This is a genomic window from Luteococcus sediminum, from assembly GCF_054783495.1.
The window spans coordinates 237,238-263,562 of the sequence record NZ_BAAGQL010000001.1 but is presented as its reverse complement, the minus strand read 5'-3'; the positions used below and the strand labels follow the sequence as shown (position 1 = coordinate 263,562).

Sequence of the window (26,325 nt, the reverse complement as noted above, 5' to 3'; positions counted from 1 at the left end):
GGGACCAGTACGTCGCAGATCAGGAACCCCACGGAGCGTGGCCACGGCTCACCGGTCTGGTCGAAGGCCTCCAGGTGGCAACCCCCATGGTCGTCCAAGCCACCCACTGGAGCCGCGCAGCCGGCGCGGCCGCGGCGACCGCTGCGCTTGAGCGCTTCTCCCACCTGACCGCGCTCGCCTGCGTCGGAGACCAGCTCGCCGTCGGCTGCTGCGACGTACTCCGATCCCGTGGGGTGACCGTCGGCGAGGACGTGGCGGTCACCGGGTTCGACGGGACCATCGACGCCCAGGAACACGATCTCACCACCATCGATGCCCGAGCCCGCGAACAAGGAAGCCGAGCCGCGCAGCTCCTGCTCAACACTGCCCTGCAACCACGCCAAGCGATACTTGACCACAGCTTGGCCCTACGGGGCAGCAGCCAGGATCTCAAACTGCGCTGATAGGAGCCGCGAAGTCAGCGGCAAAGTAGTGCGTCTTGCGGTCAGGTTCCGGAGGCCATGTAGGCGGCGAGGATGTAGTTGGGGTGCCGGTCGAGGTTGTTGCGGGCGCGGTCGTAGCGCATCGTCGTCCTAGGGTCGGCGTGTCGGGCGGCGATCTGCACGTCCCGGAGGTCGACACCGGCGTCGAGCATGGTGGTGACGAAGGTGTGGCGCAGCATGTGCGGATGCATCCGCGCCGTCGTTACACCCGCCGCTTTCGCAAGAGCGCGGAGGCGTCGGGTGGCGGAGTGACGGTCCATCCGGGTTCCGCGTGTGCAGCGCAGGATCGGGCCCGACATGCGGCCGTCGACGGCGCGCTCGATAGCTCGCTGCACGGCTGGTGGGAGTGGGGTCTGGACGACCTTGCCGCCCTTGCCCCGCACCCGAAGGACGCGATGTCCGTGCTCCTCGCCCAGGTCTTCGATGTTCGCTCCACAGGCCTCGAAGATGCGTAGGCCCAACAGGCCGAGCATGGCGACCAAGGCGAAGTCGTTGATGTTCGTGGAGGCCTTGGCGGTGGTGAGCATGGCCTCGAACTGCAGGTGGGACAGGCCCAGGGTGGGTGACTCGGGTGGCACGTTCGGGCGCCTGACGTGCTCGGCTGGCGAGGTGGGGATGATGCCGTCGATGGCGCAGGTGCGGTAGAAGCCGATCACCACAGACAGCCGCCGGGAGATCGTTGAGGCCTTGAACCCGCGGACTTCCTGCATCCAGCGCACGTAGAGCTCGATGTGCGCGCGTTCGGCCTTCAGTGGGTCGAGGCGGTGTTCGGCGCACCAGCGCAACCAGATGCGCAGGTCGGACTCGGTGTGGGAGCGGGTGAGTCCCTTGTAGCGAGCCAGGTGCGCGGCGACGGCCCGCACGATCGGGTCGGTGGAGTCGAACAGTGGGATCGGGATGCTCATCGGTGTGCCCGCTTGTCTCGTGTGGTCCGGCGGGAGCAACGGGTGGTCTCTGCTGGGGTTGACTACTGGGTCATTCGCTTGTACGGGGCCTGGGGTTATTGCCGTAGGGGAGATTGTTGGGGCGCGGGGGCAGCTCGCCCAGGATGGTTGCTCGCATGATCCAGCCAGCGGGCTCTCCATCCTGAGCGGCTGGTTGCCAGTCCTCGTCCCAGGGCTTCATGACGCGGATGGGCTTGAGGCACAAGGGCTCGGGTCGGAGGTGGTTCTCACCTGTTGCTCGGGCTTCCCACAGGTCATCGACATGCACGCGGATATGCCAGCTGTCCGGTGGCCGATTGTGGTGGCCGGCGCTCAGGGTGATGGGCTCTCCCGTTGCCGTCTGCCAGTGGTCGGCTTCCGCGAGATGGGAGACGGTGAGGTCGGCGACGTCCCCAGCGTGGAGGGGTGTGCCACAGCATTGGTACTCCCACAGGTCGACCCAGATGAGTGCTGTTCCGGAGGTGGTGTGTGTCATCGAGTGGCGCTCTTGGCGGCGGCGCGGGCCATCGTCGGTGGGTGTGAGGTCGGTGGTCATTGGGCTGCGCGGCGACGCAAGGTGCGGGTCCAAGCGATCCAGGACAGGGTGAGGGTGATGGCCAGGACAGCGATCACCGTCGTGAGGCGGCCGGCGGAGGTGGCGTTCAGGGGGTATCCGTAGGGCGCGACGACCCACACGGTGGTGCGGGCGAGTTCGGGCTGTCCACCGAACAGCGCCCCGGTGACCATGAGTACGAGGGTGGTACCGATGCTGGCACCGGTTCCCCACCGAGCGGTGAGTGCCAGGCAGACGAGCAGGTTCGCCTCCCCGACGATCAGGCTCAGCGCCACAAAGCGCGCCGGGCTGCTGATGCCGAGGCTCTGGGCGCAGAGGGCGATGCTGGCGGTGACCAGCAGCAGGACGATCGAGTCGACCAGCAGCACGTCGCGTGCCAGGGCTTCAGGACGGCGACGCAGTGCGGTGATGCGCAGCGCCGGCTCGAGTGCTGCCCAGCTGATCGTGGCGAGGATCGCGGTGCCCAAGGGGATCAAAAGCCAGCTGCTGAAACCAGTCAGATAGCTCTGCTGGCGCCACGACCAAGTCACGAGCAGCACCGAAAGACAGGCCGCGACAGTGAGGGCAGCGACACCGCGCCGAGTGAGCGTGAGCGCCGCGGCCCGCACCGGATGGGCGGGTCTCGACGGTTGGGTGAAGGTGAGCGCCAGCGGTGTGGCTGGGGTGGCATGCACCACGGCATCGCGCCGCGCAGAGTGACGTCGAGTGATCCGGGGGCGGTGCAGCGGCCAGCGGACGGCCGCGGCGGTGACGAGAACCACCAGCACGATCGTGCCGACCAGTGGTGCGATGGGGCTCATGGTCCGCAGCGGGGAATCCGGTTCGAGGCCAACGCCGTTTGCGTGGGTGCCCAGGTAGGGCAGTGCGGCGCGTAGCGGCCAGGACCAGGGCTTGAGCCCCCATGTGGCGGATTCGGCGTCGATGGTGGCGACGATCTGGACGACCAGGGCGAGGATGGTGGTGGCGATGACCCCCAACAGCGGTGCCAGCAGGTAGGCACAGGCGCCGGCGAGCAGCGCTTGGCAGGACAGGGACAGGGCGAGCATCGCGAAGCGGCCGACCGGCGGGTGGGGCAAGCCGAACAATGCTCCGACCAGCAGCAGCCCCATCACGAACAACACCACGAACCCGACCAGGGCGGCGCCCAGCACGACGGCGCGTGTGCTTCGCGTGGTGCGGGGGTCGACGGGCCGCCACAGCGTGCCACCTTCCCGGGCATCGGCCTCGCGGTGCACGGTGAGGGCCACGATGAGGGCGGCCAGGGGCCAGCACAGGCCGGTGGCGTAGAGCACGACATGTGGGATCAGTTGATCCCATCCGGTCAGGGCGCGGGTGGCGATGGCCTTCCACGAGAACGCCGCCTCAGCGGTCAGGAACAGTCCGGCGAGGACGTAGATGCGGGTGGCGGTGTGCTTGGAGCGCAGGACCTCGGCCCGCAGCACCGCACCAAGCGACGGGCTGGTCATGCCTGCTCCTGGGTGGCGGCGAGGAAGGCATCCTCGAGGTCGCCGTGCGCGAAGCCCTCGAGGGGGCCCTCGTAAACCATGGCGCCGTGGTTCATCACCCCGATGTCGTCGGCCAGTTGGGTCACCTCGCCCAGCTGGTGGGAGCTGATGATCACGGTACGGCCGCTGGCGGCGTAGTCGCGCAGGCTGCGGCGCAGCTCCACGATGCCCTCGGGGTCAAGGCCGTTCTGCGGCTCGTCGAGCACCAGGAGGTCGGGCTGGGTGAGCAGCGCGATGGCCAGCGCAAGGCGGCCCTTCATGCCGGTGGAGAAGCTCTTGGCGCGCTTGTTGCCGGTCTGGGCCAGGCCCACCTGGGCCAGCGTGATGTCAACCTGTTTCGGGCTGGCGCCGGAGAGCAGTGCGTGCACCCGCAGGTTGTCGCGTGCCGACAGGTGAGGGTAGATGGCTGGTCCGTCGATGGACGCGCCCACCCGGGCCAGGGCGGGTCGGGTGAAAGGTTCACCGAACACGAAGGTCTGTCCGGCGTCGGCCTTCAGCAGGCCGAGCATGATCTTCAGGGTGGTGGACTTGCCAGCGCCGTTTCGCCCCAGCAGGGCGTACACCCGTCCGGGCCGGACGCGCATGTCAAGGCCTCGCAGCACCTGCTGGGATCCGAAGGACTTGGTCAGGCCCACACAGCCGACCCAAGGAGTTTCGTTCATGGTTCGAGTCTTTCGACTCGTGGGCGGTGAAACCTCCTGTCACGGAAGGGTTGTGGCCCTCCTCCCACGGTAGGAGTCAGCCACCGAGACCAAGGGTCAGACCCAGCAGCACCAGAGCTACCCGGTCGCGGGCCTGCAGCTTCATCAGCAGGTTCCCGACGTGGGTCTTGACGGTGGTTTCCCCGATGAACAGGCTGGCCGCGATCTCCTGGTTGGTGGCGCCGCGCGCGATCAGGTCCAGCACGTCCCGCTCGCGGGCCGTGAGGTCCTCGGCCCCGGGGACCCGTACCGGCGGTCCTAGCGGGTGCTCGGGGTGGTCGAAGGCCTGCAGCACGTGGGGGACGGCCTGTGGGTCGATCACGCCCTCGCCGCGGTGCACGCGACGAATCGCGTCCAACAGGGTGGCAGGCTCGGCATCCTTGAGCAGGAAACCTCGCGCCCCGGATGCCAGCGCACTCACCACCAGGTCGTCGACATTGAAGGTGGTCAGGATCAAGACCCGGGGCGGATCGGGCAGGGCCGTGATCTGCCGGGTGGCAGCCACGCCGTCCAGAGCGGGCATGCGGATGTCGAGCAGCAACACGTCCACGCCACCGGCTTGCGCGAGCGTGATGGCGTCCTGGCCGTTCGCACCGACACCGATGACCGTCAGGTCGGGCTGCGCGTCGATCAGGGCCCGGAAGGCCGCGACGAGCAGCGGCTGGTCGTCGACCACACCCACCCGGATCATCGGACCTCCTTCTCCAAGGGGATGGTGGCCTTCACCTCGAAGACCTTGCCCACCGGCCCGGCTGCGAAGCTGCCGCCCAGCAGGTCGACCCGTTCCCGCATTCCCGCCAGCCCGAATCCGGGCGGGTGCGGGGCCGCATCGGGGCGCAGGTCGTTGGTGACCCGCAGCGTGATGTGGGAGGTGTCGGCGCCCAGCGTGATTCTGGCTTGCTTCCCGCCGTGGCGCAGCACATTCGTCATGGACTCTTGGACGAGGCGAACCACCGCCAACCGGGTGGCGACCGGCCACTGCTGTTGCCACCGGTCCAGCAGGGCCGCATCGGGCAGGTCGCACTCCACCTGCACTCCTGCTGCGCGGACCTGGTCGACCACCTCCCCGATGGTGCGCAGTTCCCCGGAGACGTCCATCGTCTCGGTGGTGCGCAGCATGTGCACCACCGACCGAGTCTCGGCCAGCGCCTGCCGGCTCACGGCACGGATCGTCGCCAGCGCTGCTCGTCCTCCGGCCGGGTCACCGAGCGCCAGCGCCGTCGCAGCCTGCACATTGACGACGGTCAAGCTGTGGGCCACCACGTCATGCAACTCCCGCGCGATCCGAGAACGCTCCTCGGCACGGGCACGATCCTGAGCGGCGGCAGCCTCCACCATCATCACCTCACGTTGCTCCGCCAGCCGACGGTCATAGTCCAGCGCCACCCGGCGGCGACCCGTGCACCAGACATAGGTACCGGCCATCACCAGCACCGACACCGCATCCAGCCCGTGAGAGGGCGCCGGCATCCGACGAGTTGGGGCGATCAAGACGCCCAACAGTCCCAGGAGCAGCGCCGCAGCACCCCATGCGGGCGGCTCCCACCGAGCCACCACCGCCAACGACAACGGCGCACACACGATCAAAGGACTCACCCCCAGATTCACCGGTGCGGCCCAGACCACCACGCCCATCACTGCCAGCAAGGCATACGAGACGCAGAACATCGAACGGCGAAACACCCTTCGAAGAGACACCGTGACGGACAAACCCAGGCACGTGGCCACGTAGGCAAGTACAAACCAGGTCGGGCCATACACGGGCAGCAGAGCCCAACCTTCGAGGGCGGTCACCGCCACGGCGGTGACCGCCAGGCCCAGATCCAACGACGGAGGTTGCTTCACACCGCAAAGCTAGACGACGACAGGCCTTCACTCATCCGACCCCGGCAGGACCCAGCCAACCGGCAAGCGACGGTTCGCCGTCAGCTCGGGACTGTCACGGACCCAGGCAAGCGCACTCCAGCAAGCGGAGCGGAGTCCTAGTCTCGGACACATGGAGTCCTCACCCGAATCTGAGCACTGGCCAACCCCACACTCCGACCCTGTGGACGATCCACAGGCGCTGGGCGGACTGGAATACGTTCCGGGGACCCCGCCCGTGGTGAGCGTCGAGACTCATCCGCTCTACCGGGTCGGCTTCGCACCCGGGCAGGCGGACACAGGGTGGGCCGACGAACCCTCGCGCTGGGACAAGGCACGAACCTATCGGTTCTTTGGCGGCGACGTCCTGAAGGTCTTCCGGTTCGCCCGCGAAAAAGTCCCTGCCGGCTACTGCTACGCCGTCGCGATAGAGCAACACAGGCCCCACAGCGGTGGTGTAAGCCTGGATCTGCTCCGCACAGGTCAGCACGACTGATTAACGGCTCCCTGCCAGCGGCAGAAGTGCGCGGTCAGAGCCCGCGTAGTCCGGTGGGTGTGAGCCAGATGTAGGCGCCGACGACCTCCCGGCCGAGGGACAGCGCGTTGGAGGGCTGGTTGTCGGGGTGGATGGATCCCCAAAGCGGGCAGCAGGCCGCGGACCGCTCCTTGAAGTTTGGCCTGTTCGACCACGACCAGATCATGCGGGGATACGGACGCGCCGTCACTGACTACACCCACTTCGCACTGTTGGACGACGTCTTCATCGAGCCGAACTCCCGGGGCCTTGGATACGGCCTTGTCTTGGCCCAGGGGATGGTGGACGCCTTGGCGCCCTACGGGTTGCGTCGCATCATGCTGGCCACACGAGAAGCCCACGGGCTGTACCGGAAGGTCGGTCTCAAACAGCTACCGGGACCGGATCACTGGATGGTCCTTCAGCCCGAGTCCACGCCTGCTGCAACTCGGTGCGCCGACGTCGAGTGACTCTTCTCAGTTCCGGCTCCATGTTGCAGGGATTGTGACCGTGACGGGGGTCAGGCCCGCCTTTTCCAAGATGGGGCGGGAGAACTCTGTGCAGTCTGACTGCAGATACATCTTTCCGCGCCGCATGGCAGAACGGGCTCGCTCTGCAGTCAGAGCCCGGTAGAGCCCAAGGCCACGATGCTCGGGCTTACAAGCTCCGCCCCACACGCTGGCAAATTCCGTATCGTCGACGAACTCGATCCGGCCTGAGCAGACCACGTCGCCCTCGGGCCCGCGAACCAGCCACATCTCGAACGCCTCCGGGGCCGACTCGAGCCGATCCACCAACTGCGTGATGGTGCGCTCGATCCGCTCGGTCGAGTGGCCGAAGACAAGCCCCGCCTGCTCCTCTGCCTCACGGATCGAAGCGGGCGTGTCCGCCTGCTCGACACGGTACCCCGCAGGCACGCCTGGGTCGGCGGCGAGAACCGCCTCCAGCGTGCCCACCATCACCGTCTCGGCCTCGTCAAGGACGAATCCGCGCGCTTCGAGGGTATCGAGAAGACTTGGCAGATCATCGTGCTGCCGGGTCTTCCATTCCACTTCGAAGATGGTCGGATCGGCCTGAAAGAGCTTGAGCGCTGACGTCACCAGCTCCTGGAGGTCACTGTCCTGAGAGATCGACTCGTAGGTGATAAACCCTCGACCTCGGCTGCGGTAGGTACCCAGCCAGAGCGGGCCGATCCGGTCAACTCGGTCGGCATCGGCCACCTCGGCCTCCGTGCGCAGCTGGTGGTCGTACAAATCGCGAAGGCTCAGGTCCGTTGACATGACCCGCATCCTGCCAGTTTGGTGCACTCGGTCGCTACGGATTTTCCGAGACTAATCACTCACTCAACGCGCGTCCGACTCTCGGTAAGACCGGTTGCTCACGCACCCGCGATGGTCGCGGCAGAGTCGTTCGTCTGACATCAATAGCGGACTCGCTCACGGGCGGTGAGGTTCAGTGAGCGCAAGGTGGGCAGGATGGCTTCGGCAAGCAGTCGGTGGCCTTCGTCGTTTGGGTGCACCTCGTCCTCATTGACCAGGGCGGTGTTGGCGTCCACCACGTGGCGGAACGCGTCGACATAGGTGGCTCCGGTGGCCTTGCAGGCGTTCTCGACGTTGGCGACGATGCCCAGCCCGCGGTGGGAGAGCTGGGTGCCGGGGAAGTATGTGACCGCAACGACGGGGACGCCGGGGAGCTCGGTGGCGAGCCTTTCGAAGTCGCGGCGGGTGCACTGGGCAATCACATCCGGCATGTCGTCCATGAACCTCAGATCGTTGGCGCTCAGGCAGACCACGACGGCGTCGGGGCGGAGGCGGACGACGGCGTCGAGCAGGGTGGTGTCATCGGCGGAGTTGGTGAGTTTGCCGTCGGCGTCGCGGGGTCCGCGGCGTCGGTAGAAGCCCATGCCGTCGATGGCGATGTTGACTTCGCGCCAGTCGAGCTCGGTACAGACGAGGCTGCTCCAGCGCCTTTCCGGGGAGCTGATGCTGCGGTGTCCGGTGGTGATTGAGTCACCGTAGAAGGCGACGGTGGGTAGGTCACGAGCGACAGGTGTTGTGGTCATGTGCGAAGGCTATGGGCCGGGTCTGACACTTTCGACACCCGGGATCGTGCAGCATTCTCGGGCGTTGAACCGAGCACCTGACGACCCGCGAACAGGATGTCCGCCTCTCGGCAGATGAGCCCCCACACCTCGATGCTCGCGGCAAAGTAGTGCGTTTGCCGGGTCAGGCCCCGGCGGCCATGTAGGCGGCCAGAGTGTAGTTGGGGTGCCGGCCGAGGTTGTTCCTGGCGCGGTCGTATCCATCGTCGTGCGCGGGTCCCAGTGACGGGCGGCGATCTGCACGTCACGCTGGTCAACACCGGCATCGAGCATGGTGGTGACGAAGTTGTGGCGCAGCATGTGCGGGTGCATCGTGGCCGTCGACACCCCAGCGGTCTTTGCCAGGGGACGCAGGCGCCGCGTCGCGAAGTGGCGATCCATGCGTGTCCCGCGGGAGCAGCGCAGGATCGGCCCGCAGGTGCGGCCATCCACGGCGCGCTCGACGGCTCGCTGGACCGCGGGAGGCAGTGGGGTCTGGACAACCTTGCCGCCCTTGCCCCTGACCTTCCGGACACGGTGGCCATGTTCCTCGCCCAGGCCTTCGACGTTCGTGCCGCAGGCCTCACAGATCCGTGGGCCGTGCAGTCCGAGCATCGCGACCAAGGCGAAGTCGTTGACGTTCGATGATGCCTTGCCGGCGGCGAGCATGGCCTCGAACTGCATGTGCGACAGACCCAGGGTGAGTGATTCTGGCGGGACGTTCCGGCCGCGGACGAGCTCGGCGGGCGAGGCCGCGATGATGCCGTCTTTGGCGCAAGTCCGGTGGACCCGGCCCCCACCGACAGCCGCCGGGAGATCGTTGAGGGTTTGAAGCCGAGGACTTCTTGCATGCAGGTACGTAGAGCTCGATGTGGGCCCGCTCAGCCTGAAGCGTGTCGAGGTGGTGCTCGAGGTATCAACGCAGCCAGATGCGTAGGTCGAACTCCCCGTGAGTACGGGGTGAGTCCCTTGTATCGGGCCAAGTGCGCCGCGACCGCACGTAGGGGCGGGTCTCTAGTGCCGTCGATCAGGGTGATGGCTGCACTGTTGGGCATGGGGCCTCCCTCCGGGGCTGAGAATTACGCGCATGAATGACCTTGGTCATTTTTATGGTTACACTAATTCTATGGCTAGCGAGCGGGTGGAACGGCGGCAGGCAGCGACGCGGCAGCGGATCGTGGAGGCCGCGATGGGCTTGTTCCTGTCGCAGGGGTTCGAGCAGACGTCGGTGGCGCAGATCTCGGAGGCTGCCGACATCGGCAAGGGGACGTTCTTCACCTACTTCGCGACGAAGCAGGCCGTCCTGTCGTTCCTGGGCGAGCAGGTGATGGCGGCGATGGCGGCGGCGGATCACCCGACCCAGCCGGCCCCGGCGCGGCTGCGGTCGGTGTTCGCGGCGGCGGGCGGCTGGTTCGATGCGCATGAGGCGGCGGCACGGCAGATGTGCGTCGCGCGGATTACGACCTTCGGACAGGCAGACGTGTCCTCGTCCCAGCCGGCACTGGTGGAGCTGCTGTCCGCGATCATCGTCGACGGCATGGCCTCCGGCGAGTTCCGCCAGGTCGACCGCCGGGCGGCAGCCCTGATGCTGGTGTCGGCCTATGTGGCACCGGTGGTGCAGTGGACCTGGTCTGCGCCGGGCACCACGTTGACGCCGTCACTGCTGGCCCAGCTGGACCTCGCCCTCGCGGCACTGGCTGCCTGATGACGCCCGGGGACAGCCGGTTGACGCTGGCGGTGGGTGCTGCGCTGGTGGGCATGTGTGCCTCGACGGTGCAGCAGTCGTTGCTGGCGACGGCGACCCCGACGATCGTGGCCACGCTGGGACACCCCGGGCTGTACGGCTGGGTGTCGGGCTTGTACCTGGCGGCGTCGGTGGCCGTGTTACCCGTGGCCGGTGTGCTGGCGGACCGGCTAGGCCCCCGTCCGCTGTACCTGGCCGGGATGGGCGCGTTCGCCGCCGGCACGGCCGGGGCGTGCCTGGCGCCGGCGATGGGATGGCTGCTGCTGGCTCGCGCCGTTCAGGGTGTCGGGGCCGGGCTGTTGGTGCCGGCGGCGCTGGCGGTCGTGAGCCTCGTCGAGGGTGAGCGAGCGCGGGGTCGGGTGTTCGGCGCGATGGGCTTGGCGCAGGTGGCGGCGAACGTGGCCGGGCCGGTGTGGGGCGGCTGGGCCACCGAGGCGATCGGTTGGCGCTGGGCCATGGCCGCCACCACGCCGCTGGTCGTCGCGGGCTGGGCCCTGGCCGCGGCCTCGATGCCAGCCCTGCCCCGGCCGCCGCGCTGGTGGCAGGTCAGCCGCCAAGACCTCGCCCAGCCTGCGGCCAGCCGGCCCATGGCAGGGCTGCTGGCGGTGACGTTCCTGGTGGGCGGGGTGACGGTCGCGGTCCTGACTTGGTTGCCGTGGGCGTTGCAGGCCCTGCACGGCCTGGACGCGGCGGACATCGGGCACCGGCTGGTGCCGATGTTGCTGGCCTCCGCGATCGGCAGCGCAGCCGGTGGTGCGAACGCGACGCGGCCCAAGGTGCTGCCCGGTTGCTGGCTGGTGGTGCTGACCGGACTGATGGTCGCCTCCCGCGGGGACGTGGCGTCGCTTGTGGTTGCGGCCGCAGGGGTCGGGTTCGGCTGCGGCGCGGCACTGCCGGTGCTGTTGACCCGTATCCAGTCCGCAGCCGGACCCGACCGGGTGGCCGCCGCCTCGTCCTTGGCTCAACTCTCCCGTCACGGCGGTGCCGCCGTCCTCGTTCCCACGACTGGCCTGTGGCCGGCCACCGTTCCCGCCGGCCACGCGGCCGCCGGCCTGCTGTTCACCTTCGTCATGGTCGCCGTCGGCGGCCTGGTCATCTCCTGGAGGATCTCGTGATCATCGACTTCACCACCGCCACCCTCGCGACCGCGGGCGGCAAGGGCGCCAACCTCGGCGAACTGACGCAGGCCGGGTTCCCGGTCCCCGACGGGTTCGTCATCGCCGCCGACACCTACCGCGCTGCCACCGCCGCGCTCGACCTGCCCGCGCTGCTCGCGCAAGGAGGTGCCGACGGGGTGCGTGCCGCCGTCGAGGCGCAGTCCGTCCCGGATAGCCTGGCCCGGCAGATCGCCGAACGGCTCGCCCTGTGGGGCGACGGGGCTGCGGTCGCCGTGCGCTCATCGGCCACCGCTGAGGACCTTCCCGATGCGTCGTTCGCCGGACAGCAGGACACCTTCCTCGGCATCGTCGGCGCCGACGCCGTCGTCGACGCAGTGCGCCGTTGCTGGGGCTCGTTGTGGACGGCACGGGCCGTCGACTACCGCGAGCGTGCCGGCTACGACCACTCCGACGTCGCCCTGGCCGTCGTCGTGCAGCGGCTGGTCGACGCCGACGTCGCCGGGGTCCTGTTCACCCGCAACCCCGTCACCGGCGCCGACGAATGCACCATCGACGCATCATGGGGTCTCGGCGAGAGCGTCGTGTCCGGTGCCGTCACCCCCGACGAGTACCGCGCCACCCCCGCGACCGTCCTCGAACGCACCGCCGGGGACAAGCAGACCCGCATCGACCGCAACGGCGCCGCCACCGTCACCACGCACACCCCTGACGCCGACCGGGCCCGGCTGTGCCTGGCAGACGAGCAGGTCCTGACCCTGGCCCGCCTCGGCGCCCAGGTCGAAGACCACTTCGGCCAGCCCATGGACATCGAATGGGCCTACGAAGGACAGACGTTGTGGCTGCTGCAGGCCCGGCCCATCACCACCACCGTCACCCCGCCGGCCACCGCGCCCGAGCGGACCGCCGGCGGCCGCAGGATCGGCAAGGCCTCCCGCGCCTTCCACACCGACCTGGTCGAGCACTACCCCGGCCCGGCGCCGCTCGACCTGGCCGCCATCATCCCGATGCACCGCCAGCTCCAGGCCGGCATGGCCAGCATCGGGATCACCTCCACCCCGATCGACCAGCTCCTGCACATGGACGCCGACGGCACCATCACCGCCGCCTACCCCGACGTCCACCTCGGCTGGCGCCTCGCACGCCTCGTGCACTACCCGGCACCCGACCCCACCGGCTGGCCGCAGGTCGAGGCCCGCTACCGGCAACGTCTCGCCACCGTCCTGCCCGACGCCCTCATCCCCCAGTCCGACGCCAGCCTGTTCGGGCTGCTCGACGACGTCCTCTCGGTGGTCGACGACATCGCCCGGACCCGGTTCCTCGACTACGTCGGCCCGGCGCAACTCGTCGCCGCCCGCCTCGACGGCTACCTCGCCCTGGCTCGTCGTCGCGACCTCGACGCCTATAGCCTGCTCGGCGACCTCGACTACACCACCGTCGTCATCGACCACGCCCTGCACGACCTCGCCAGCCTTAACCCCACCACGGACACCTACACGGAGGCCCGGCAGAACTTCCTCGACCAGTACGGCGCCCGCACCACCCAGCTGTACCTGCCCTTCTCCCACCGCTCCTGGCGGGAAGACCCCGCCGCCCTCGACGCCACCCTCGACGCGATCCGCCGCGCACCCCAACGACCCGACACATCCACGAGCCACGCCGAGCTCGTCGACCAGATAACCGCGGCCCTGCCCCGCCCGGTCCGGGCCAGGTTCCGCCGGGCCGTGCAGCGGTGGCGCGCCGGCCACGTCGCCCGCGAAGCCTCCGTCCACCTCATCGAACAGGCTTACCTTCAGGCCCGGCGCGTCACCGACGAGATGGCCCGCCGCCTCCACGACACCGGTGCGCTGGACGACCCCGCCCACATTCAGTACCTGAGCCTCGACGACATCCGCGCCGCACTCCTTCACGGCACGGACCGGGCCGCCACCCGTGACCTCGCCCAGCACCGCGCCGAGGCGCGACCTCGGGCCGCGGCTGCCTGGTGGGCCACCGAATCCGCTACCGCGGATGCCGCCCTCAACGGCGCGGCCGGCAGCCCCGGCATCGCCTCCGGGCCCGTGCGGATCATCACCGGCCCGGAGGACTTCGACCGACTCCAACCCGGCGACGTGCTCGTCTGCCGCTACACCGACCCGTCCTGGACGCCGTTGTTCTCACTCGCCAGCGCCGTGGTCGCAGACACCGGCGGCCGGCTCTCCCACGCCGCGATCGTGGCCCGCGAGTACGCCATCCCCGCCGTCATGGGCACCCACCACGCCACCACCACACTCGCCGACGGGCAACGCGTCACCGTCAACGGCACCACCGGCACCATCACCACGGAACCCACCGGCCGATGACGCTCACCATCCGCGAGGTTCTGGACCTTGACGACGCTACTCGCCAGCTGATCGCCGACCTCCACGAACGCTCCGCCACCGCCGCCTACGCCCACATCTTCACCGACCCGTTTCCACGCGAGGAGACGCAGCACCGCTGGAACACCTACGCAGGCCATGTCGCACTCGCCCAGCACGACGATCGGCCCATCGGGTTCATCGCCTGGCACGACCACGAGATCGACGCCCTGTACGTACTGCCCGAAGCAGCTGGTCACGGCGCAGGCGGCCACCTCATGGATGCTGCCGTGGACACCTCGACGCTATGGGTCCTCGAGGACAACACGCACGCCCGCGGCTTCTACACCCACCGCGGGTGGATCCCATCCGGACGCGTACGCCAGCAGTACGGAGAAGTCCGCGAACTCGAGTACCTCTTGGAGATCATCTAGGCAGTAGACAACCGCCACGCGAAGTGCGGCCCGCAGCAGAAACGCGCGACATCCAAACGCCGAGCTTCGGGACCCGAATCGGGCCGAGACTACCCCTAAGCCCACTCCATGAGGGTTGGCAGGACCTACAGTCTCGGGCGCTTCCCAGTCCTGGATGCTAGCCACATTGTGTGCTCACGGCTAATGGCCTCTTCTGCATCGGCAGCCACTAGCGACCATTCGCCCTCAGGGATGGACTTCAACTTATCCGCCTGTATCGCCAGTTCCATTGACGCCATCGAGTAGGCGGCCGACAGCGGCGAGAATTGCTTCACGGCCACCCATGCTGCCCCCGCCGAAATGAGAGCGGCCATCAGACCGGCGAGATCTACGTTCCACCCTCCAAACACCCGAAGGGAGGCGAGCACAAGGGCAACCACCTCAGCACTCACGAGGGCTACCCGCCAGCCGGTAGCGCGCTTGCGATTGTCATCCGCCTTGGCCGCATACCACCGATGCTGGTCTTCTGTACGGCCCTTCACGTACGCCTCACGACGCACCTCGAAGGAACTCTCGCGCAATGCCTCCATGCCAGCGGTCACGAGTGGCCCGGGCGAAGATATCGTGATCCGTTCCGACGCTTCCTCGGCAATTTTGACTAAGCGCTCGCGCAGCAGGGCCTGCGCCTCAAGTTGGTTCAGACAGGCGGGGAAGGGGTCTGCCCCCACGGCGTAGCGCCATGCCAGCGTCTTGGCAGATTCAGCAAGCGCCCGACCGTCGTACCACCGATCAGCTGGCCTGTGCGCCCACGCGGAAAGTTCGGCGATGAGCGCCACCATGAAGCCAAGCAGGATCACTGAAGCCGCCAGGTCAAGGCGTCCTGCACCGAGTGAGAACACCGCCCCGAGGGCTGCCAGAGTGCTCCCTCCCAGCCGCATGCGCTCGTACCGCAGAGTCCACTTCTGTCCTGCCATCGACGCCGCGTCAGCGTCCCGCCAGAACCCCGGGAGGTCCGCGTCAGTCAACGGGCCGGGCATCAGCAGGAGGAGTTGTAGGACCGAAGGTCGCGACTGTTGTCAACGAGGTGAGCCCGCGTCGTGCGGGCGTCATAGGCCGTCTCAATGAGACTGGCGAGGCTGCTGGCGCTGGTGGGGTACTTCCACCAGCGGGCATAACCATCCTCACCGCTAGAACCAAGAATGTTGTCCTCCACACGAGCTGGCAGCTTCTTGCCGTAGTAACCAGCAGCCGAGGGCAGTGTGATAGCCAGCAACCCACTTCGACTAGCCGTCGAGGTGTTCCGCAAGGAGGCCGCGACCTCCCAGTCCACGAACTTGCGGGCCCATGTGCACTTGCCTACCAGAACGATGGTAACGGTCGTATCACGCAGGTACTTCTCGCGAATCTTTGCCTTGATGTAGTCCTCGTTGGTGCTCTTGATGATATCTCCGGCCATGCTCGCGCCAATGCCGCGCGCAATGAGAACGTCCTGCTCATGATCGAAGTCCTCGATGAACCGCTGCACCTCGTACTCGTCGTCGTGGTGATAGGAGATAAAGCACTTTCGACGTGTGTGGCTCCCAAGACCCATGAACGTTCCTCCTCTAGAGTCGCAGCCGCTCAAGGCGCTGAGCTAAGAGTACAGATCTCAGTGAATGGATCGCCTTCGGCGCAACGGTGCCCTCCCGTGGAGACTGGCGCCCCCCGAGGGATCCTCTGCTTCAGCATCCGCTCTTCGACGTGATAGCAATGTCACGCTCCTGCCCCTCGTGTTGCTTCGGTCGCGAGTCGGAGGCTGCGTGGGCTCAAGTCAGCCGGCAGTTCCTCGTCGTCGAGCATGGCGCGAACTTCCTCGTGGAGTCTGTGGGCTTCGTCGAGGAGGCCTTCGGCGGTGGCGACTGCTGCCAGGTCGAGTCTGGTGATGGTGTCCTCGGGGGCGGCTCGAAGCGCTGCTTTTGCGCTGGTTCGTGCTCGCGCGGTGTCGTTGTTCGTGAGGTGGTGGCTGCTGAGGGTGTGGGCGATGTCGACGATCGAGACGGTGATGTGGTGCTCGAGGCCTGTGTGCGCGAGCCAGCCCCAGCCCCCAGGGCGCAGCTGGTCGAACGGACGCCCTTGAGCCAAGCCCAAGGCGGCTTCGAGATCGTCGATGCCGTCCTCCCCTGTTGCTTGGGCGCGGGCGCGGAGTCGGCGCATGAGGTCGATGTCGACGAGCAGTTCGGGTACCTGGTAAACGGGCACGCCCCTGTCGAGGGCGGCGGGGGTGTTGGTGGCGTCGGGTAGGTAGCGCTCGCCGGTGGTCGGGTTGGTGCCGAGCCATTCGCGGATGGTGGTGATGCCGGTTCGTACTGTCTGTGCGGACACGTTCATGGCGTCGGCGACTTCGTCGGGGGTGGCGCCGTGTTCGCGTAGTGCGATGTAGGCGAGCATTTCGGTGTAGTAGGGCTTGCGTTTGGCGATGGCCTTGCCGCGGGCGGTGACCTTGACTGGCCCGAGCAGGCTCAGCTTGGGGCGGCGTGTGTCGGGGTCGTTCCAGTCGGCCAGGTCGGCGTCGAGAGTGGGGTCGAGCTCACGTAGTCGCCCGGCAACGGCCTCGTCGGGATCGGGCAGGAGACGTGCCCATTCGGCGTCGTCCTCGACGGTCGGCGGCAACGCAGCTGCCGAGTCGTAGTCGATCACTTCGTCGCAAGCGGGCTGCGCCTCGTCGTCGACGGCGGTAGGAGGGTTCCGTGGGGTGAGGGCTCCGGCGGCGTCGGTGAGTTCGCGCCAGCCGGTGTCGCCGGCGGGTGGGACGGATTCGTCGGTGAGTATGTCCGCTTGCGCGAGTAGTGCCGCGCAGCCGAGGGCCTCGTCCGGGGTGAGACCGGCGGGGATGAGGGCCAGTCCGGCGGGTTCCAGACGTGCTTGGCCGTGGGCGGTGAACACCAGCCGAGCCGCATCAGAGTCAGGGGTGCTCACCCCCACCATGAGCACCGCTGTCCCGGTTCGGGAGGGGTGGTCGATGATCATGCTGGTCAGGTCATTGACTTCGGGCGCGTGGGCATCGGTGGTGATGAGTGCTTGCGGGAGCCAGGCCTCGCCGCCGGTGGCGCCGCAGCGCTTGTCCTCCATCACAGCGTCCTCGGCCGAGAGGCGGTGGATGGTGTGTCGGGCGTCGTCGGTGATCGTCTCGATGGCATGGGCCGCCGTGGTTGGTTGGTGGAGGCGGTTGGGGTTCATGTCGATGGCTTCGACGCCGGCGTCGAGGCAGGTGGCGCGCACGCCGCGGGACCAGGGGTTGACGGCGATCTCGGCGGCGGCGTAGCGGGCGAAGTCGTGGGCGTAGTCCGCGTCGCCGGTGAGGTGCAGCACGCCGAGTTGTTCGAGGTTGACCAGCCACACAGCCTGCTCGTGGTCGGTTCCTGCCGTGACGAGCAGCGGGTAGGGCGCGGGCGCGTCGATCGCGTCGGGGTTCGGGTGCAGGGGTGTGGCCCAGCTTCGGCCGCTGTCGTCGATGGCGGTCCACGCACTGGGCATGGTGTCGGTGGCCTCGGCGAGGTGGACCTCGACGTGGTCGGTGGTGACGCGCACGGCGGCCACAGGCGGCACCCGGTGGCCTGCGGCCAGGGCGTCGGCCGCGAGGTGACGCAGATGGGCGTCGAGGCTGGCGAGGTCGACCGTGACCGGTGTCCCGGCGGCGACCAGCGTCTGCTCGACCGGGGCGAGTTCGGGTGGGGGCAGGGTGATCTGGCGGCCCGGACGGCGGTGGGAGGCCTGCACGACGCGTCGGCGGCGCAGCACCACGAGCGCCGAGGCGGCCAACAGGCCACCGCCCGACGCGAGCCCGGTGAGCAGCCACGACGCCGAGACACCGTCGTGCGCTTCCGCCTCATCGCTCGCCTCTGCAGGGGCTGGGGTGGCGGTGCTGTGCGCCCTCGCTGTGCTCGGGACCGGTGACGGGCTGGGCGCCGGTGCCGGGGTCGAGGTCTGGCTCGGCATGGTGCGGGGCCTGTCGGTGGTCTTGGGGGTCCGGCTCGCTACCCGGGGCTTCTCCTCGGTCGCAGGTGCCGTCTGGCCAGGGATGGTGAGTGTCCAGCCGGGCAGGATGACGTCGGGGTCGGTGAGACGTGCTCCGTCGGGCTGGGATGCGCTGCGGGAAGCCTCGTAGATCTCGGGCCAGCGCTCAGGATCGCCGAGGTGTGTCCGAGCGAGCTGCGCCAGGGTATCCCCGTCGCGCACGACGATCGTGCGGGCCTGCCGCCCGGCCTGGGGCTGGGCGCCACTGGTGGGGATGGTGATGCGCCAGCCGGGGTTGATGACGTTGGGGTCCGTGAGGTGTGCCCCATCGGGCTGGACGGTGCGGCGGGATGCCTGGGCGAGCTCGGGCCACCGGTTGGCGTCGTGCAGCTCGTCGGCGGCGATGCTCGACAGGCTCTCCCCCTCCGTGACGACATGCACCCGCACCCCTGTGCCGGTCGGCTTCGCCGTGGCTGGGCTGCTCGGGGCGGTCTGGGTGGTGGCGGTGGTTGCGGGTGGGGTGGGGCGGGGTTCGGCCGAGGCGGTCGGGGTGCCGAGCAGGGGTGCGGTGACCAGGACGAGGGCGGCGGTGGCGACCAGGCGTCGGATGCCGAGCTGGGGTGCGTGCCAGCCGGGCAGCATCGGCGCGGTGCGGCCGCGCAGGCGCGCGACGGTTTCCAGCAGGATCAGCACGGCCAGGTAGGCCCACACGAGCCAGCCGAGCAGCCCGATGGCGCTCAGGGCGAGGGTACCGTCGTCCGGCGCGGTCAGGGCCTGCCACCACTGGCCGGGGGTGGGGATGCTGCCGGGCAGGGGGTTGCCGATGGTGGCCACCAGTGCGGCGGGAAGGCCGACCATCAGGGCCACGAGGGCGAGCAGGGCAGCCAGGCCTTGGAGGCGGCGTCGGAGGGTGGTCATCGTGGTCTCCCGTCGAGGACGCGGTGGATCTCGACCTGACCGGTTCCCGTGACGGGGAGCCGGTCGATGCCGAGAAGGGTGAGGAAGCGGCACTTGTAGTCGCCCGTGGCCGTCACCGACACGGTGGTCGCGCCGACGGTGGTGGTGCCGGTGTAGCCAGCGGTGCCGAGGTATCCGTCGGCGGCGGCGCTCACCCGGGCGGGGTCGGGGGAGAGGGTGCCGGTGGTGGCCAGCGTGTCGAGTTCGACCTGTTGGCCGCCGGTGCGGGCTGCTTCGAAAGCGACCTGGCGGGCGCGTTGCTCGGCCGCGACATGCCCGGCCAGATCGACGCCCAGGCCGAGGACCAGCATCATGCACAGGCTGGCCAGCACGGCCCAGGTGCTGATGGAGCCCCGCTCGTCCCGCACCCGCCCGGTGCGGCGTGCTGTCGCGGTCATCGTCGCCCCCGGAACACGTCCAGCGGTGAGCTGGCCTGTCGGGTGATGGTGATGCTGCCGGGCAGCCCGGGCAGCGCGATGTCGGACAGGTTCACCTGACACGTCACCGTGGCCTTCAGGCTGGCCGGAGTGCCAACGGGAACCGCGAAGCCGGCGGCATCGACCTCGACGCGCGCCGGGTGGCAGTCGAGCTGGTGGCTTGCCAGCGTGGCCTGGGCGGCGGTAGTGGCGCGGCTGGTGGCGCTGGCCGCATCTCGTGCCAGCGAGCCGCTGCGGGCCGCTTCGGCCGCGGCGGCATCAACGTGCTGCCGGGCCACCTCAATCCGGCCCAGGGCGATGACCAGGCCGAGGAACAGGCAGAAGGCCGGCACCACCAGGACGGCCTCCACGGTGGCCGAACCCCGCTCCCCCCGTCCACTGCGGCTCATGTGAGTTCCTCCCACGGCATCGACGCCGACCGGAGCACCGGCAACTCCAGCCCCGGGACGAGGGCCAGACATCGTCCAGAGACCGTGGCGTGGGGGCCGGTGACGTCCCCGGTGACGGTGACCTGGGCGTGTTCGAGGCCGCCGTGGGACTGCTCCAACGCCGCCTGGGCCCGTTGCGTCCCGGTGGCCTGCCAGTCGTGGTCCTTGGCGCTGGCAGCGGCCCGGGCAGCGTCCTGCGCCGCGGCCGAGGCGATGGACGCGGCGTAGTAGTAGAGGGCCGCCTGGACGCCGACGATGACCAGCAGCAACAGTGCCGGCAGCAGCACGACCATCTCGAGGGTGGCCGAGCCGCGCTCGTCTCGCCGCGGCACCCGGCCCCGACGACGCCGGGTCACTTGATCTTGCCGACTTCCTTCTTGACGAAGGCGGTGATGGCGCCCACCACGATGCCGACCAGCGCGATGATCGCGACCGCCCACAGCGCCTGCTCGATCGTGATCGAGCCCCGCTCGTCCCGCCGCCGGGCCAGCACCTGCTGCTGGCGCCCCAGCAGGGTCTCCACCCGGTATCCCAGCGTCAACCAGATTCCCAGAATGTGCTGCATCGTCGTGTTCCTTTCGTCGATTCCAACAAGCCACCAGGACGGCCCTGGTGACCCCAGATCTGTCACAGGGGGAATGCACAACTCGGGGGAAACCACCTTTGATGGGTGGCGCGGAGGGGTGTGTGGTGTCAGGTGATGCCGACCACCCTCAACAAGGCCGGGACGATGAGGATGGTGATGAACGTGATCCCCAGCGCGCTCATGGGGATGGTCAGCTTTTCGCCGACCGCGTTGGCGTGGGCCAGGTCCTGGCTCAACAGCGCCGAGCGCATCGACGCGGAACGGGCCCGCAGCTGGCTGTAGATCTGGCTGCCCTCCTCACCCGACAGTCGCAGGATGTCGGCCAGGTCAGCCAGCTCGGCCAGACCGAGCTCGTGGGACAGTCGCCGCAGCGCCTCCCACGGCGGCTCACCCGTCCACCGCGAGAAGGCCAACTCCTCCCGCAACCGGACGAAGACCCACGAATCGCCCACCTCGGCGGCAGCCTCCATCGCCTGCCGGGTCCCCGAACCGGAGTTGCGCTCCAACGCAATCAGTTCGATGTAGGCGCCCAAGGCGCGGTTGAACTCCGTGCGGGCCCGGCCCGCATCGTCGACGACATTCCAGTTCGGGATGAAGAAGAACACCACCCCCGCTGCCAGGCTCGCCACCACCGGAACCACCACCGGCAGCCGCAACCCCATCACCGCGAACAGGCTCGACAGAAGCGCCGGCGCCATCATCCCCAACAGCGCGAAGGCCACCTTCTCCCCGAAGAACCGCGCCTGGCTGATCCGCAACAACGCCAACTGCTGGGTGGGCACCACACCCCACCAGCCAGCCGGCAGCGTGCGCATCGCCCACCGCCCCAGACGCTCGACACCACCGACCGCCCGAACCGGACCCCCACCCGACGTCGGTGTCTGGGTGGACTGGGCGGACAGCCGCACGACCGCGTCGTGGGCATCGACCTGTACCGGCGCCAACCGCCACACCAAAGCCGAGACCCCGGCGCCGATGCTCAAGCCGCCCAGCAGCGCCAGCTGCAGACCCGTCGTGCTCATCGCACCTGCTCCTTCGCCACCGACGCCCCCAGGAACCGTGGCATCGCGTCCCCGGCAGCCATGCGCCGCATCCACACCAGCACCGCCACGTAGACGCCGAGCAGGACCGCCAGCACCACCTGCCCGATCGGTGTCTTGTACGGGGCGACGTAACTGCCCGACATCGCCAACACCGTCAGCGCGCAGACGGTGATGACCGTCACCCACCGGGCCGTCGCCCGCGGCTTGGCGCGGTCGGCCTCCACCTGCCTGCGGGCCCGCACATCAGCCGCCACCGACTCGGCCAGGCTCTCCAACACCGCCGCCACACCCGGACCACGCCGCCGGGCTGCCAACAGCAGGTTCGCCGCCACCAGGTCCCCGGTCGGGTCGTCCAGCTCGTCGGCGAACAACCGCAACGCCTCCGCTGTCGACCACCGCGCCCGCAGCCGGGCCACCAGCCGCGACACCTCCGGACGGATCGGCTCCGGCGCCGACCGCAACGTCGCAATCAACGCCTGCTCCAACCCCGCACCCACCGTCAGGATCCCCGACAGCGACCGGGTCCACTCCTCCATCGCCTCCAACCGCTCGATCCGCGCCGCGGCCGGCGGGGCCGACACCAACGCCGGCAACCCCGCCACCGCCAACGGCACCACCACGACCGCGATCAACCAGCCTGACACGATCGCCACCACCACACCAGCCACCAGCCCGACCCCGACTGCCAGCCGGGCACGCCGCGACCACCGCCGAAGGGTGCGGCCCCGTCGCGGACGTCCCGTGGCCACTGGCGATGGCCACAGCCCCCACCCCACCCCCAGCAGACCGGCGACGATCATCGCTCCCGCGACGGCGGGCACCAGCAGCGTCACAGCACACCTGCCTGGCTCTCAGCCCTGTAGCCGTCCAGGTCGAACCCGAAACGGGCCAGGTCGTCGTACTCCTCCGGCAGGCCCGGCACCGCCCGGATCGTCCTCGACCCCGGTTCGCACCCGAACACCGGCACCAGCGCATAGCCCTTGGCCTTCTCACCCGGCCCAAGCACACAGATCTGCGAGGTCCAGCGCTGTTTGCCCTGCTCGGTGGTGCGGGCATCGACATGCACGATCACGTCCAACGACTGCGCCAACGCCCGCACCGCATAGTCGTAGGTCACATGGGCGCCGGCCTTCATCGCACACGTCACCAGCTTGTTGACCGTGTCCTCACAACTACGGGCATGCGTCGTCGACAACGATCCCGTCCCCGACTGCATCGCCTCCAGCATCGCCAGCACCTCACGACCCCGCACCTCACCCACGATCTGGCGCGACAGGTTGAACCGGTACGAGTCGTACAAGGCGTCATCGATGCTGAACTCCCCCGCCCGACGTCCCGAGGCCGTCATCTCCCCACCCGGCCGGGCCTCCCACGCGTGGACGATCGGATGCCGATCTCGCATCTCGTGCAGGTGCAGCTCGTACTCGGTCTCAAAGGTGCCGATGGCCTCATCCGGGCCGATCTCGGCGCACAGCGCGCGCACCATCGTCGTCTTGCCCGCTCCCTGCGCCCCCGCCACCACGATCGAACGACGCGACCGCACCGCAGCCCGCAGGAACGACGCCGCCGTCGCCGACAACGACCCCAGCCCGACCAGGTCGTCCAAGGTCACCTGCTGCAACCGGTGACGGCGGATCACCACCGACGGTCGAGGCGTCACCCACGCCGTCGCCGCCAACCGCGCCCCGCCATCCAGGCGCAGGTGCAGCCGAGGCTCCGCCTCGCTGAACTGCCGCGCATTCGCCTCCGACCGAGACGCCACGAAGACCAAGAAGTCGATCAACTCCTGGTCACTGTCGGCCACCGCAGGACCCGCCACCACCCGACCATCGGCGTACTCCAACCACACCACATCACAGCCCTGGATGATGATGTTCTCCACCCGGTCGTCATCCACCAGCGGCTGCAACCTGCCCAGCCGGAACAACGCATCGAAGACCGCCTGCGCCACCCGCTGCTCACCCGCCCGCGACAACGTCCGCACACCCGCACGAGCCTGCTGCGCCACCTCCTCGACCACCAGATCAGCAATGATCCGCCGACCCAGCCGGTGCTGCTCGGCCACCGACGTCGCCGACGACCCCTCCAACGCGCGCATCAATTGTCCCGACGCAGCCACCCGCAACGAGCGCACCAACTCCCAATCCAGCTCCCCCTCCACCGCAGCAGAGGCCCGACTGTCCGGCACGTCGGGCACAGTCTCCGGCACGGTTGTTCGGCGCTTCGCGGGGCGGAGGTTGCCAGGTGCTGCGGCGGCACGGATCCGCTCAACCGACGCCGAACCCCGCACCAGCGAGAACGTCGACCGACGTCGACCCGCCGACGCGACCGGCGCGTCCGTCTGGAACAGAGGAAGCCGCGCCAGATCCGACGCCTCCAGCTCGCGTTCATCGACCCGGTCGTTCATCACGCCTCCTCCAGCACCGTCGACGGATCCTGCGCGCTCGCTGCCGAACGGATCGCCGTTCCCAGCGCGTCGAGCGAGCGATGCCACCGACCCAACGCCCTGCCCGAGAGCTTCTCCCCACGATTCACACTGTCCGCAGCCCGCGGATCCCAACACACGCTCCCGAAGCCGGGCAGCCCCACCGCCTTGGCCACCTCCCGCAGCCCGTAGGGACGGCCCGGGCCCACCACCACGCAGCCCACCGTCCCGGCACCCGTGCCCGCAGCAGCCGCCTCCGCCCAGGCCAGGCCCCACTGCCGGGCAGCTGACAACTCCGGCAGCCCACTGCCACAGACCAACAGCGCCAGATCAGCCGACTCCACCAACGCCGTCGCTGAATGGGCCATCCCCAACCGTCCCGCATCGATGATCACGTCCTGCCCCGACGCCTCGAGCGCTCGAAGCTCCACAGCCAAGGGACGCCACAACTCCCGCAGACTGCCCGCCTGCACATGCGACCTGGGCCCCACCAGCACCGACGCGTTCGTGCCCTCCAGCACCAGCAGCGACGTCGGCAACGCCTCACCCAGCCGGCCCTCACGCTGGGCCAGCACCAGCTGCACCATCGCATCCGGATGCGCCACCGCACCCTGGAACAACCCCGCCAACACCGGCGAACCACCCACCGGGTCGGCATCCACCAACACCACCGGACGCGGCCACCGCATCGCCAGCCCCAACGCCGTCGTCGTCACGCCCGGAGCACCCGAAGCCGAGGCCAACACCACCAGAGCCATCAGCCCTCCCGCGCATCCACCACGAGGGCCACCTTGCCGCTGGCCGAACGAGCCGCCAGCTCCGGCGCCTGCTGCTCCGCCACCTCCACACTCACACTGATCCGCCCCGACACATCCGCAGCACTGACCTGCACCACCGACGCGGCGAACACCCGAACGTCCTGGGCCACCACATCGCCCTGCTGGCCCGGCGTCGACACCACCCGCACCCGATCGCCCACCCGCAGCGGCTGCGACGGCAACTGCCCAGGAGCCAATGCCAAGCCCACCACCGACATCCCCTTGTGCGGCGCCACATCCTGCGTCACCCCGGTCGGCACCATCAACTGCCCCGTCTGCAGATCCACCGCAGCACGCTGCCCCACCAATGCCTCCAACCGGTCCGCCGGCACCGTCGCCAACGCCGGATCAACCCCCACGCGGACCACCTCCAGGTCCGACGCCGAGATCACCGACCCCCGCGCCACGTCCTGCCGCACCCCCACCACCGGCTGCGCCGAACCCAGGCTCGAGTACGCCCACACCGACAACAACGCCCCCAGCACCACCAGCGCCACCGACACCGCCACCAACGCAGGACGCCGCCGCATCCGCACCCCCGCCGCGACCGGCGCCACCCTGGCCGCAGCCTGCGGCGCCTCCACACCAGCCGTCTGCGTCGCGCTCATCGCCCGATCACCTGGACCTCGCCCACCTCAAGCACCCGATCCGTCATGAAATCCATCGCGATACTCCCCGTCTGCCCGCCCGAAGCCGTCCAATCAACAACCCAGAAGGACGTCGCCCTGATCGTGTACGTCCCCCGCTGCGAATACGTATGGCCGCAATCCGGCGACGACTTCCCGCCATCCCCAGGCCCGAACACCGACCCCGCCGTCGTGCACGTCACCGCCTGGCCGTCGCCCATCTGCCACACCACCCGCTTCACCTTCGCCGTGGCCGACACCGCCACGCCCCGCTCACTCAAGCTCCGCGTCTGCGGGCCAAACGTCTGCGCCGACGGATTCTCAACCCACATCCACACCGGCAACCCCACCGTCCCCAACACGCCAGGACGATCCTCCGGAGCCATCCCCACATCAATCGCCCGCAAATTCATCTGCGCCACCAACCGCTTCGCCAACACCGCAGGATCCGGCGGCGCCGCCGCACCAGCCGGCTGCGCCGCCGACCAGAAGGAGTAGACGTGCCCGCCAGCCTCAACACCGGTGGTGCACATGTAGACCGCCCCATCCGTGTGTCCCTCCCAGAGCGGATGACCCGCGGGAGGCGGAGGCGTGGCCGGTTTCACGTAGCACTGCCGCTCGTTAGACCAGTAGCCAGCGCTGCTGGTGCACGGGACCGGGGAACCCGACCGGCTTGCACACGCCGCCTTCGCCGGACTGGACGATTTGCTCTTTCCCAGATAGGTCGAAGTCTTGGTTCTCCCCGCCGGCCCAGCGGGC

At 68.9% G+C, this 26,325-nt stretch carries 29 protein-coding genes; 7 read left to right on the top strand and 22 right to left on the bottom strand.

Annotated elements, in window-relative coordinates:
• Positions 1–86 precede the first annotated feature (86 nt).
• Positions 87–443 carry a substrate-binding domain-containing protein gene (locus ACYVKA_RS01210; protein ID WP_460702330.1) on the top strand — a complete coding sequence of 119 codons (357 nt, stop codon included), beginning with the start codon at positions 87–89 and terminating at the stop codon, positions 441–443.
• A 41-nt stretch (positions 444–484) separates the two neighbouring features.
• On the opposite strand, the gene ACYVKA_RS01205 is transcribed toward ACYVKA_RS01210, so the two are convergent.
• The 6 genes from ACYVKA_RS01205 to ACYVKA_RS01180 all read right to left on the bottom strand — a co-directional run bounded on the left by ACYVKA_RS01205 (position 485) and on the right by ACYVKA_RS01180 (position 5,655).
• Positions 485–1,387, bottom strand: a complete 903-nt coding sequence (locus ACYVKA_RS01205; RefSeq protein WP_342092268.1) for a tyrosine-type recombinase/integrase — start codon at positions 1,385–1,387, stop codon at positions 485–487.
• Between the two features lie 70 nt (positions 1,388–1,457).
• A complete protein-coding gene (locus ACYVKA_RS01200; RefSeq protein WP_460702310.1) occupies positions 1,458–1,961 on the bottom strand; it encodes a hypothetical protein in 504 nt (167 codons plus the stop codon).
• A complete protein-coding gene (locus tag ACYVKA_RS01195) occupies positions 1,958–3,445 on the bottom strand; it encodes an ABC-2 family transporter permease (protein ID WP_460702308.1) in 1,488 nt (495 codons plus the stop codon). Before ACYVKA_RS01195 ends, ACYVKA_RS01200 begins: the two co-directional genes overlap by 4 nt.
• Positions 3,442–4,146 (bottom strand): ATP-binding cassette domain-containing protein, encoded by a 705-nt coding sequence (locus ACYVKA_RS01190; protein ID WP_342092271.1) that lies wholly within the window; start codon positions 4,144–4,146, stop codon positions 3,442–3,444. The genes ACYVKA_RS01195 and ACYVKA_RS01190 overlap by 4 nt, the downstream gene beginning before the upstream one ends.
• 76 nt (positions 4,147–4,222) lie before the next feature.
• Complete coding sequence (locus ACYVKA_RS01185) at positions 4,223–4,876, bottom strand: response regulator (RefSeq protein WP_460702307.1); 654 nt, start codon at positions 4,874–4,876, stop codon at positions 4,223–4,225.
• Positions 4,873–5,655, bottom strand: a complete 783-nt coding sequence (locus ACYVKA_RS01180) for a sensor histidine kinase (RefSeq protein WP_460702305.1) — start codon at positions 5,653–5,655, stop codon at positions 4,873–4,875. The genes ACYVKA_RS01185 and ACYVKA_RS01180 overlap by 4 nt, the downstream gene beginning before the upstream one ends.
• A 577-nt stretch (positions 5,656–6,232) precedes the next feature.
• On the opposite strand from ACYVKA_RS01180, the gene ACYVKA_RS01175 reads away from it, so the two are divergent.
• Both ACYVKA_RS01175 and ACYVKA_RS01170 read left to right on the top strand, forming a co-directional pair.
• Positions 6,233–6,544, top strand: coding sequence for a hypothetical protein (locus ACYVKA_RS01175; protein WP_460702303.1), 312 nt, complete (start codon positions 6,233–6,235; stop codon positions 6,542–6,544).
• 107 nt (positions 6,545–6,651) lie between these two features.
• Complete coding sequence (locus ACYVKA_RS01170; RefSeq protein ID WP_460702301.1) at positions 6,652–7,032, top strand: GNAT family N-acetyltransferase; 381 nt, start codon at positions 6,652–6,654, stop codon at positions 7,030–7,032.
• 6 nt (positions 7,033–7,038) lie between these two features.
• Here ACYVKA_RS01170 and ACYVKA_RS01165 read toward each other — a convergent pair whose 3' ends face one another.
• The 3 genes from ACYVKA_RS01165 to ACYVKA_RS01155 form a co-directional block, all read right to left on the bottom strand.
• Complete coding sequence (locus ACYVKA_RS01165) at positions 7,039–7,842, bottom strand: GNAT family N-acetyltransferase (RefSeq protein ID WP_460702299.1); 804 nt, start codon at positions 7,840–7,842, stop codon at positions 7,039–7,041.
• A 140-nt stretch (positions 7,843–7,982) separates the two neighbouring features.
• Positions 7,983–8,624, bottom strand: coding sequence for an SGNH/GDSL hydrolase family protein (locus tag ACYVKA_RS01160; protein ID WP_123574897.1), 642 nt, complete (start codon positions 8,622–8,624; stop codon positions 7,983–7,985).
• A gap of 9 nt (positions 8,625–8,633) precedes the next feature.
• A complete protein-coding gene (locus ACYVKA_RS01155; RefSeq protein ID WP_460702328.1) occupies positions 8,634–9,311 on the bottom strand; it encodes a tyrosine-type recombinase/integrase in 678 nt (225 codons plus the stop codon).
• Between the two features lie 457 nt (positions 9,312–9,768).
• On the opposite strand from ACYVKA_RS01155, the gene ACYVKA_RS01150 reads away from it, so the two are divergent.
• From ACYVKA_RS01150 to ACYVKA_RS01135, 4 genes are read left to right on the top strand one after another with little or no spacing between them, the layout of a single operon-like run.
• Positions 9,769–10,347 carry a TetR/AcrR family transcriptional regulator gene (locus ACYVKA_RS01150; RefSeq protein WP_460702297.1) on the top strand — a complete coding sequence of 193 codons (579 nt, stop codon included), beginning with the start codon at positions 9,769–9,771 and terminating at the stop codon, positions 10,345–10,347.
• Positions 10,347–11,501: an MFS transporter gene (locus tag ACYVKA_RS01145; RefSeq protein WP_460702295.1), complete on the top strand. Its 1,155-nt coding sequence runs from the start codon at positions 10,347–10,349 to the stop codon at positions 11,499–11,501. Before ACYVKA_RS01150 ends, ACYVKA_RS01145 begins: the two co-directional genes overlap by 1 nt.
• Positions 11,498–13,843, top strand: coding sequence for a PEP/pyruvate-binding domain-containing protein (locus tag ACYVKA_RS01140; protein ID WP_460702293.1), 2,346 nt, complete (start codon positions 11,498–11,500; stop codon positions 13,841–13,843). The genes ACYVKA_RS01145 and ACYVKA_RS01140 overlap by 4 nt, the downstream gene beginning before the upstream one ends.
• On the top strand, positions 13,840–14,274 hold the full coding sequence (locus tag ACYVKA_RS01135) for a GNAT family N-acetyltransferase (protein ID WP_460702291.1): 435 nt from the start codon (positions 13,840–13,842) through the stop codon (positions 14,272–14,274). The genes ACYVKA_RS01140 and ACYVKA_RS01135 overlap by 4 nt, the downstream gene beginning before the upstream one ends.
• Positions 14,275–14,399: 125 nt before the next feature.
• Here ACYVKA_RS01135 and ACYVKA_RS01130 read toward each other — a convergent pair whose 3' ends face one another.
• The 13 genes from ACYVKA_RS01130 to ACYVKA_RS01070 all read right to left on the bottom strand — a co-directional run bounded on the left by ACYVKA_RS01130 (position 14,400) and on the right by ACYVKA_RS01070 (position 26,099).
• Positions 14,400–15,290: a DUF4231 domain-containing protein gene (locus ACYVKA_RS01130; RefSeq protein ID WP_460702289.1), complete on the bottom strand. Its 891-nt coding sequence runs from the start codon at positions 15,288–15,290 to the stop codon at positions 14,400–14,402.
• Positions 15,290–15,844, bottom strand: a complete 555-nt coding sequence (locus ACYVKA_RS01125; RefSeq protein ID WP_460702287.1) for a TIR domain-containing protein — start codon at positions 15,842–15,844, stop codon at positions 15,290–15,292. The genes ACYVKA_RS01130 and ACYVKA_RS01125 overlap by 1 nt, the downstream gene beginning before the upstream one ends.
• A 161-nt stretch (positions 15,845–16,005) precedes the next feature.
• Complete coding sequence (locus ACYVKA_RS01120; protein WP_460702285.1) at positions 16,006–19,164, bottom strand: hypothetical protein; 3,159 nt, start codon at positions 19,162–19,164, stop codon at positions 16,006–16,008.
• On the bottom strand, positions 19,161–19,601 hold the full coding sequence (locus ACYVKA_RS01115; protein WP_460702283.1) for a pilus assembly protein TadG-related protein: 441 nt from the start codon (positions 19,599–19,601) through the stop codon (positions 19,161–19,163). Before ACYVKA_RS01115 ends, ACYVKA_RS01120 begins: the two co-directional genes overlap by 4 nt.
• Positions 19,598–20,029, bottom strand: coding sequence for a TadE/TadG family type IV pilus assembly protein (locus ACYVKA_RS01110; protein WP_460702281.1), 432 nt, complete (start codon positions 20,027–20,029; stop codon positions 19,598–19,600). The genes ACYVKA_RS01115 and ACYVKA_RS01110 overlap by 4 nt, the downstream gene beginning before the upstream one ends.
• Entirely contained in the window at positions 20,026–20,424 is a 399-nt protein-coding gene (locus ACYVKA_RS01105; protein ID WP_460702279.1) for a TadE/TadG family type IV pilus assembly protein, read from the bottom strand. The genes ACYVKA_RS01110 and ACYVKA_RS01105 overlap by 4 nt, the downstream gene beginning before the upstream one ends.
• On the bottom strand, positions 20,421–20,633 hold the full coding sequence (locus tag ACYVKA_RS01100; protein ID WP_460702277.1) for a TadE/TadG family type IV pilus assembly protein: 213 nt from the start codon (positions 20,631–20,633) through the stop codon (positions 20,421–20,423). Before ACYVKA_RS01100 ends, ACYVKA_RS01105 begins: the two co-directional genes overlap by 4 nt.
• 128 nt (positions 20,634–20,761) lie before the next feature.
• A complete protein-coding gene (locus ACYVKA_RS01095; protein WP_460702275.1) occupies positions 20,762–21,676 on the bottom strand; it encodes a type II secretion system F family protein in 915 nt (304 codons plus the stop codon).
• On the bottom strand, positions 21,673–22,530 hold the full coding sequence (locus tag ACYVKA_RS01090; protein WP_460702273.1) for a type II secretion system F family protein: 858 nt from the start codon (positions 22,528–22,530) through the stop codon (positions 21,673–21,675). Before ACYVKA_RS01090 ends, ACYVKA_RS01095 begins: the two co-directional genes overlap by 4 nt.
• Positions 22,527–24,104, bottom strand: a complete 1,578-nt coding sequence (locus tag ACYVKA_RS01085) for a CpaF family protein (protein WP_460702271.1) — start codon at positions 24,102–24,104, stop codon at positions 22,527–22,529. The genes ACYVKA_RS01090 and ACYVKA_RS01085 overlap by 4 nt, the downstream gene beginning before the upstream one ends.
• Entirely contained in the window at positions 24,104–24,880 is a 777-nt protein-coding gene (locus tag ACYVKA_RS01080) for a hypothetical protein (RefSeq protein WP_460702269.1), read from the bottom strand. The genes ACYVKA_RS01085 and ACYVKA_RS01080 overlap by 1 nt, the downstream gene beginning before the upstream one ends.
• On the bottom strand, positions 24,880–25,548 hold the full coding sequence (locus ACYVKA_RS01075; protein ID WP_460702267.1) for an SAF domain-containing protein: 669 nt from the start codon (positions 25,546–25,548) through the stop codon (positions 24,880–24,882). The genes ACYVKA_RS01080 and ACYVKA_RS01075 overlap by 1 nt, the downstream gene beginning before the upstream one ends.
• Positions 25,545–26,099, bottom strand: coding sequence for a hypothetical protein (locus ACYVKA_RS01070; protein WP_460702265.1), 555 nt, complete (start codon positions 26,097–26,099; stop codon positions 25,545–25,547). The genes ACYVKA_RS01075 and ACYVKA_RS01070 overlap by 4 nt, the downstream gene beginning before the upstream one ends.
• Positions 26,100–26,325 lie beyond the last annotated feature (226 nt).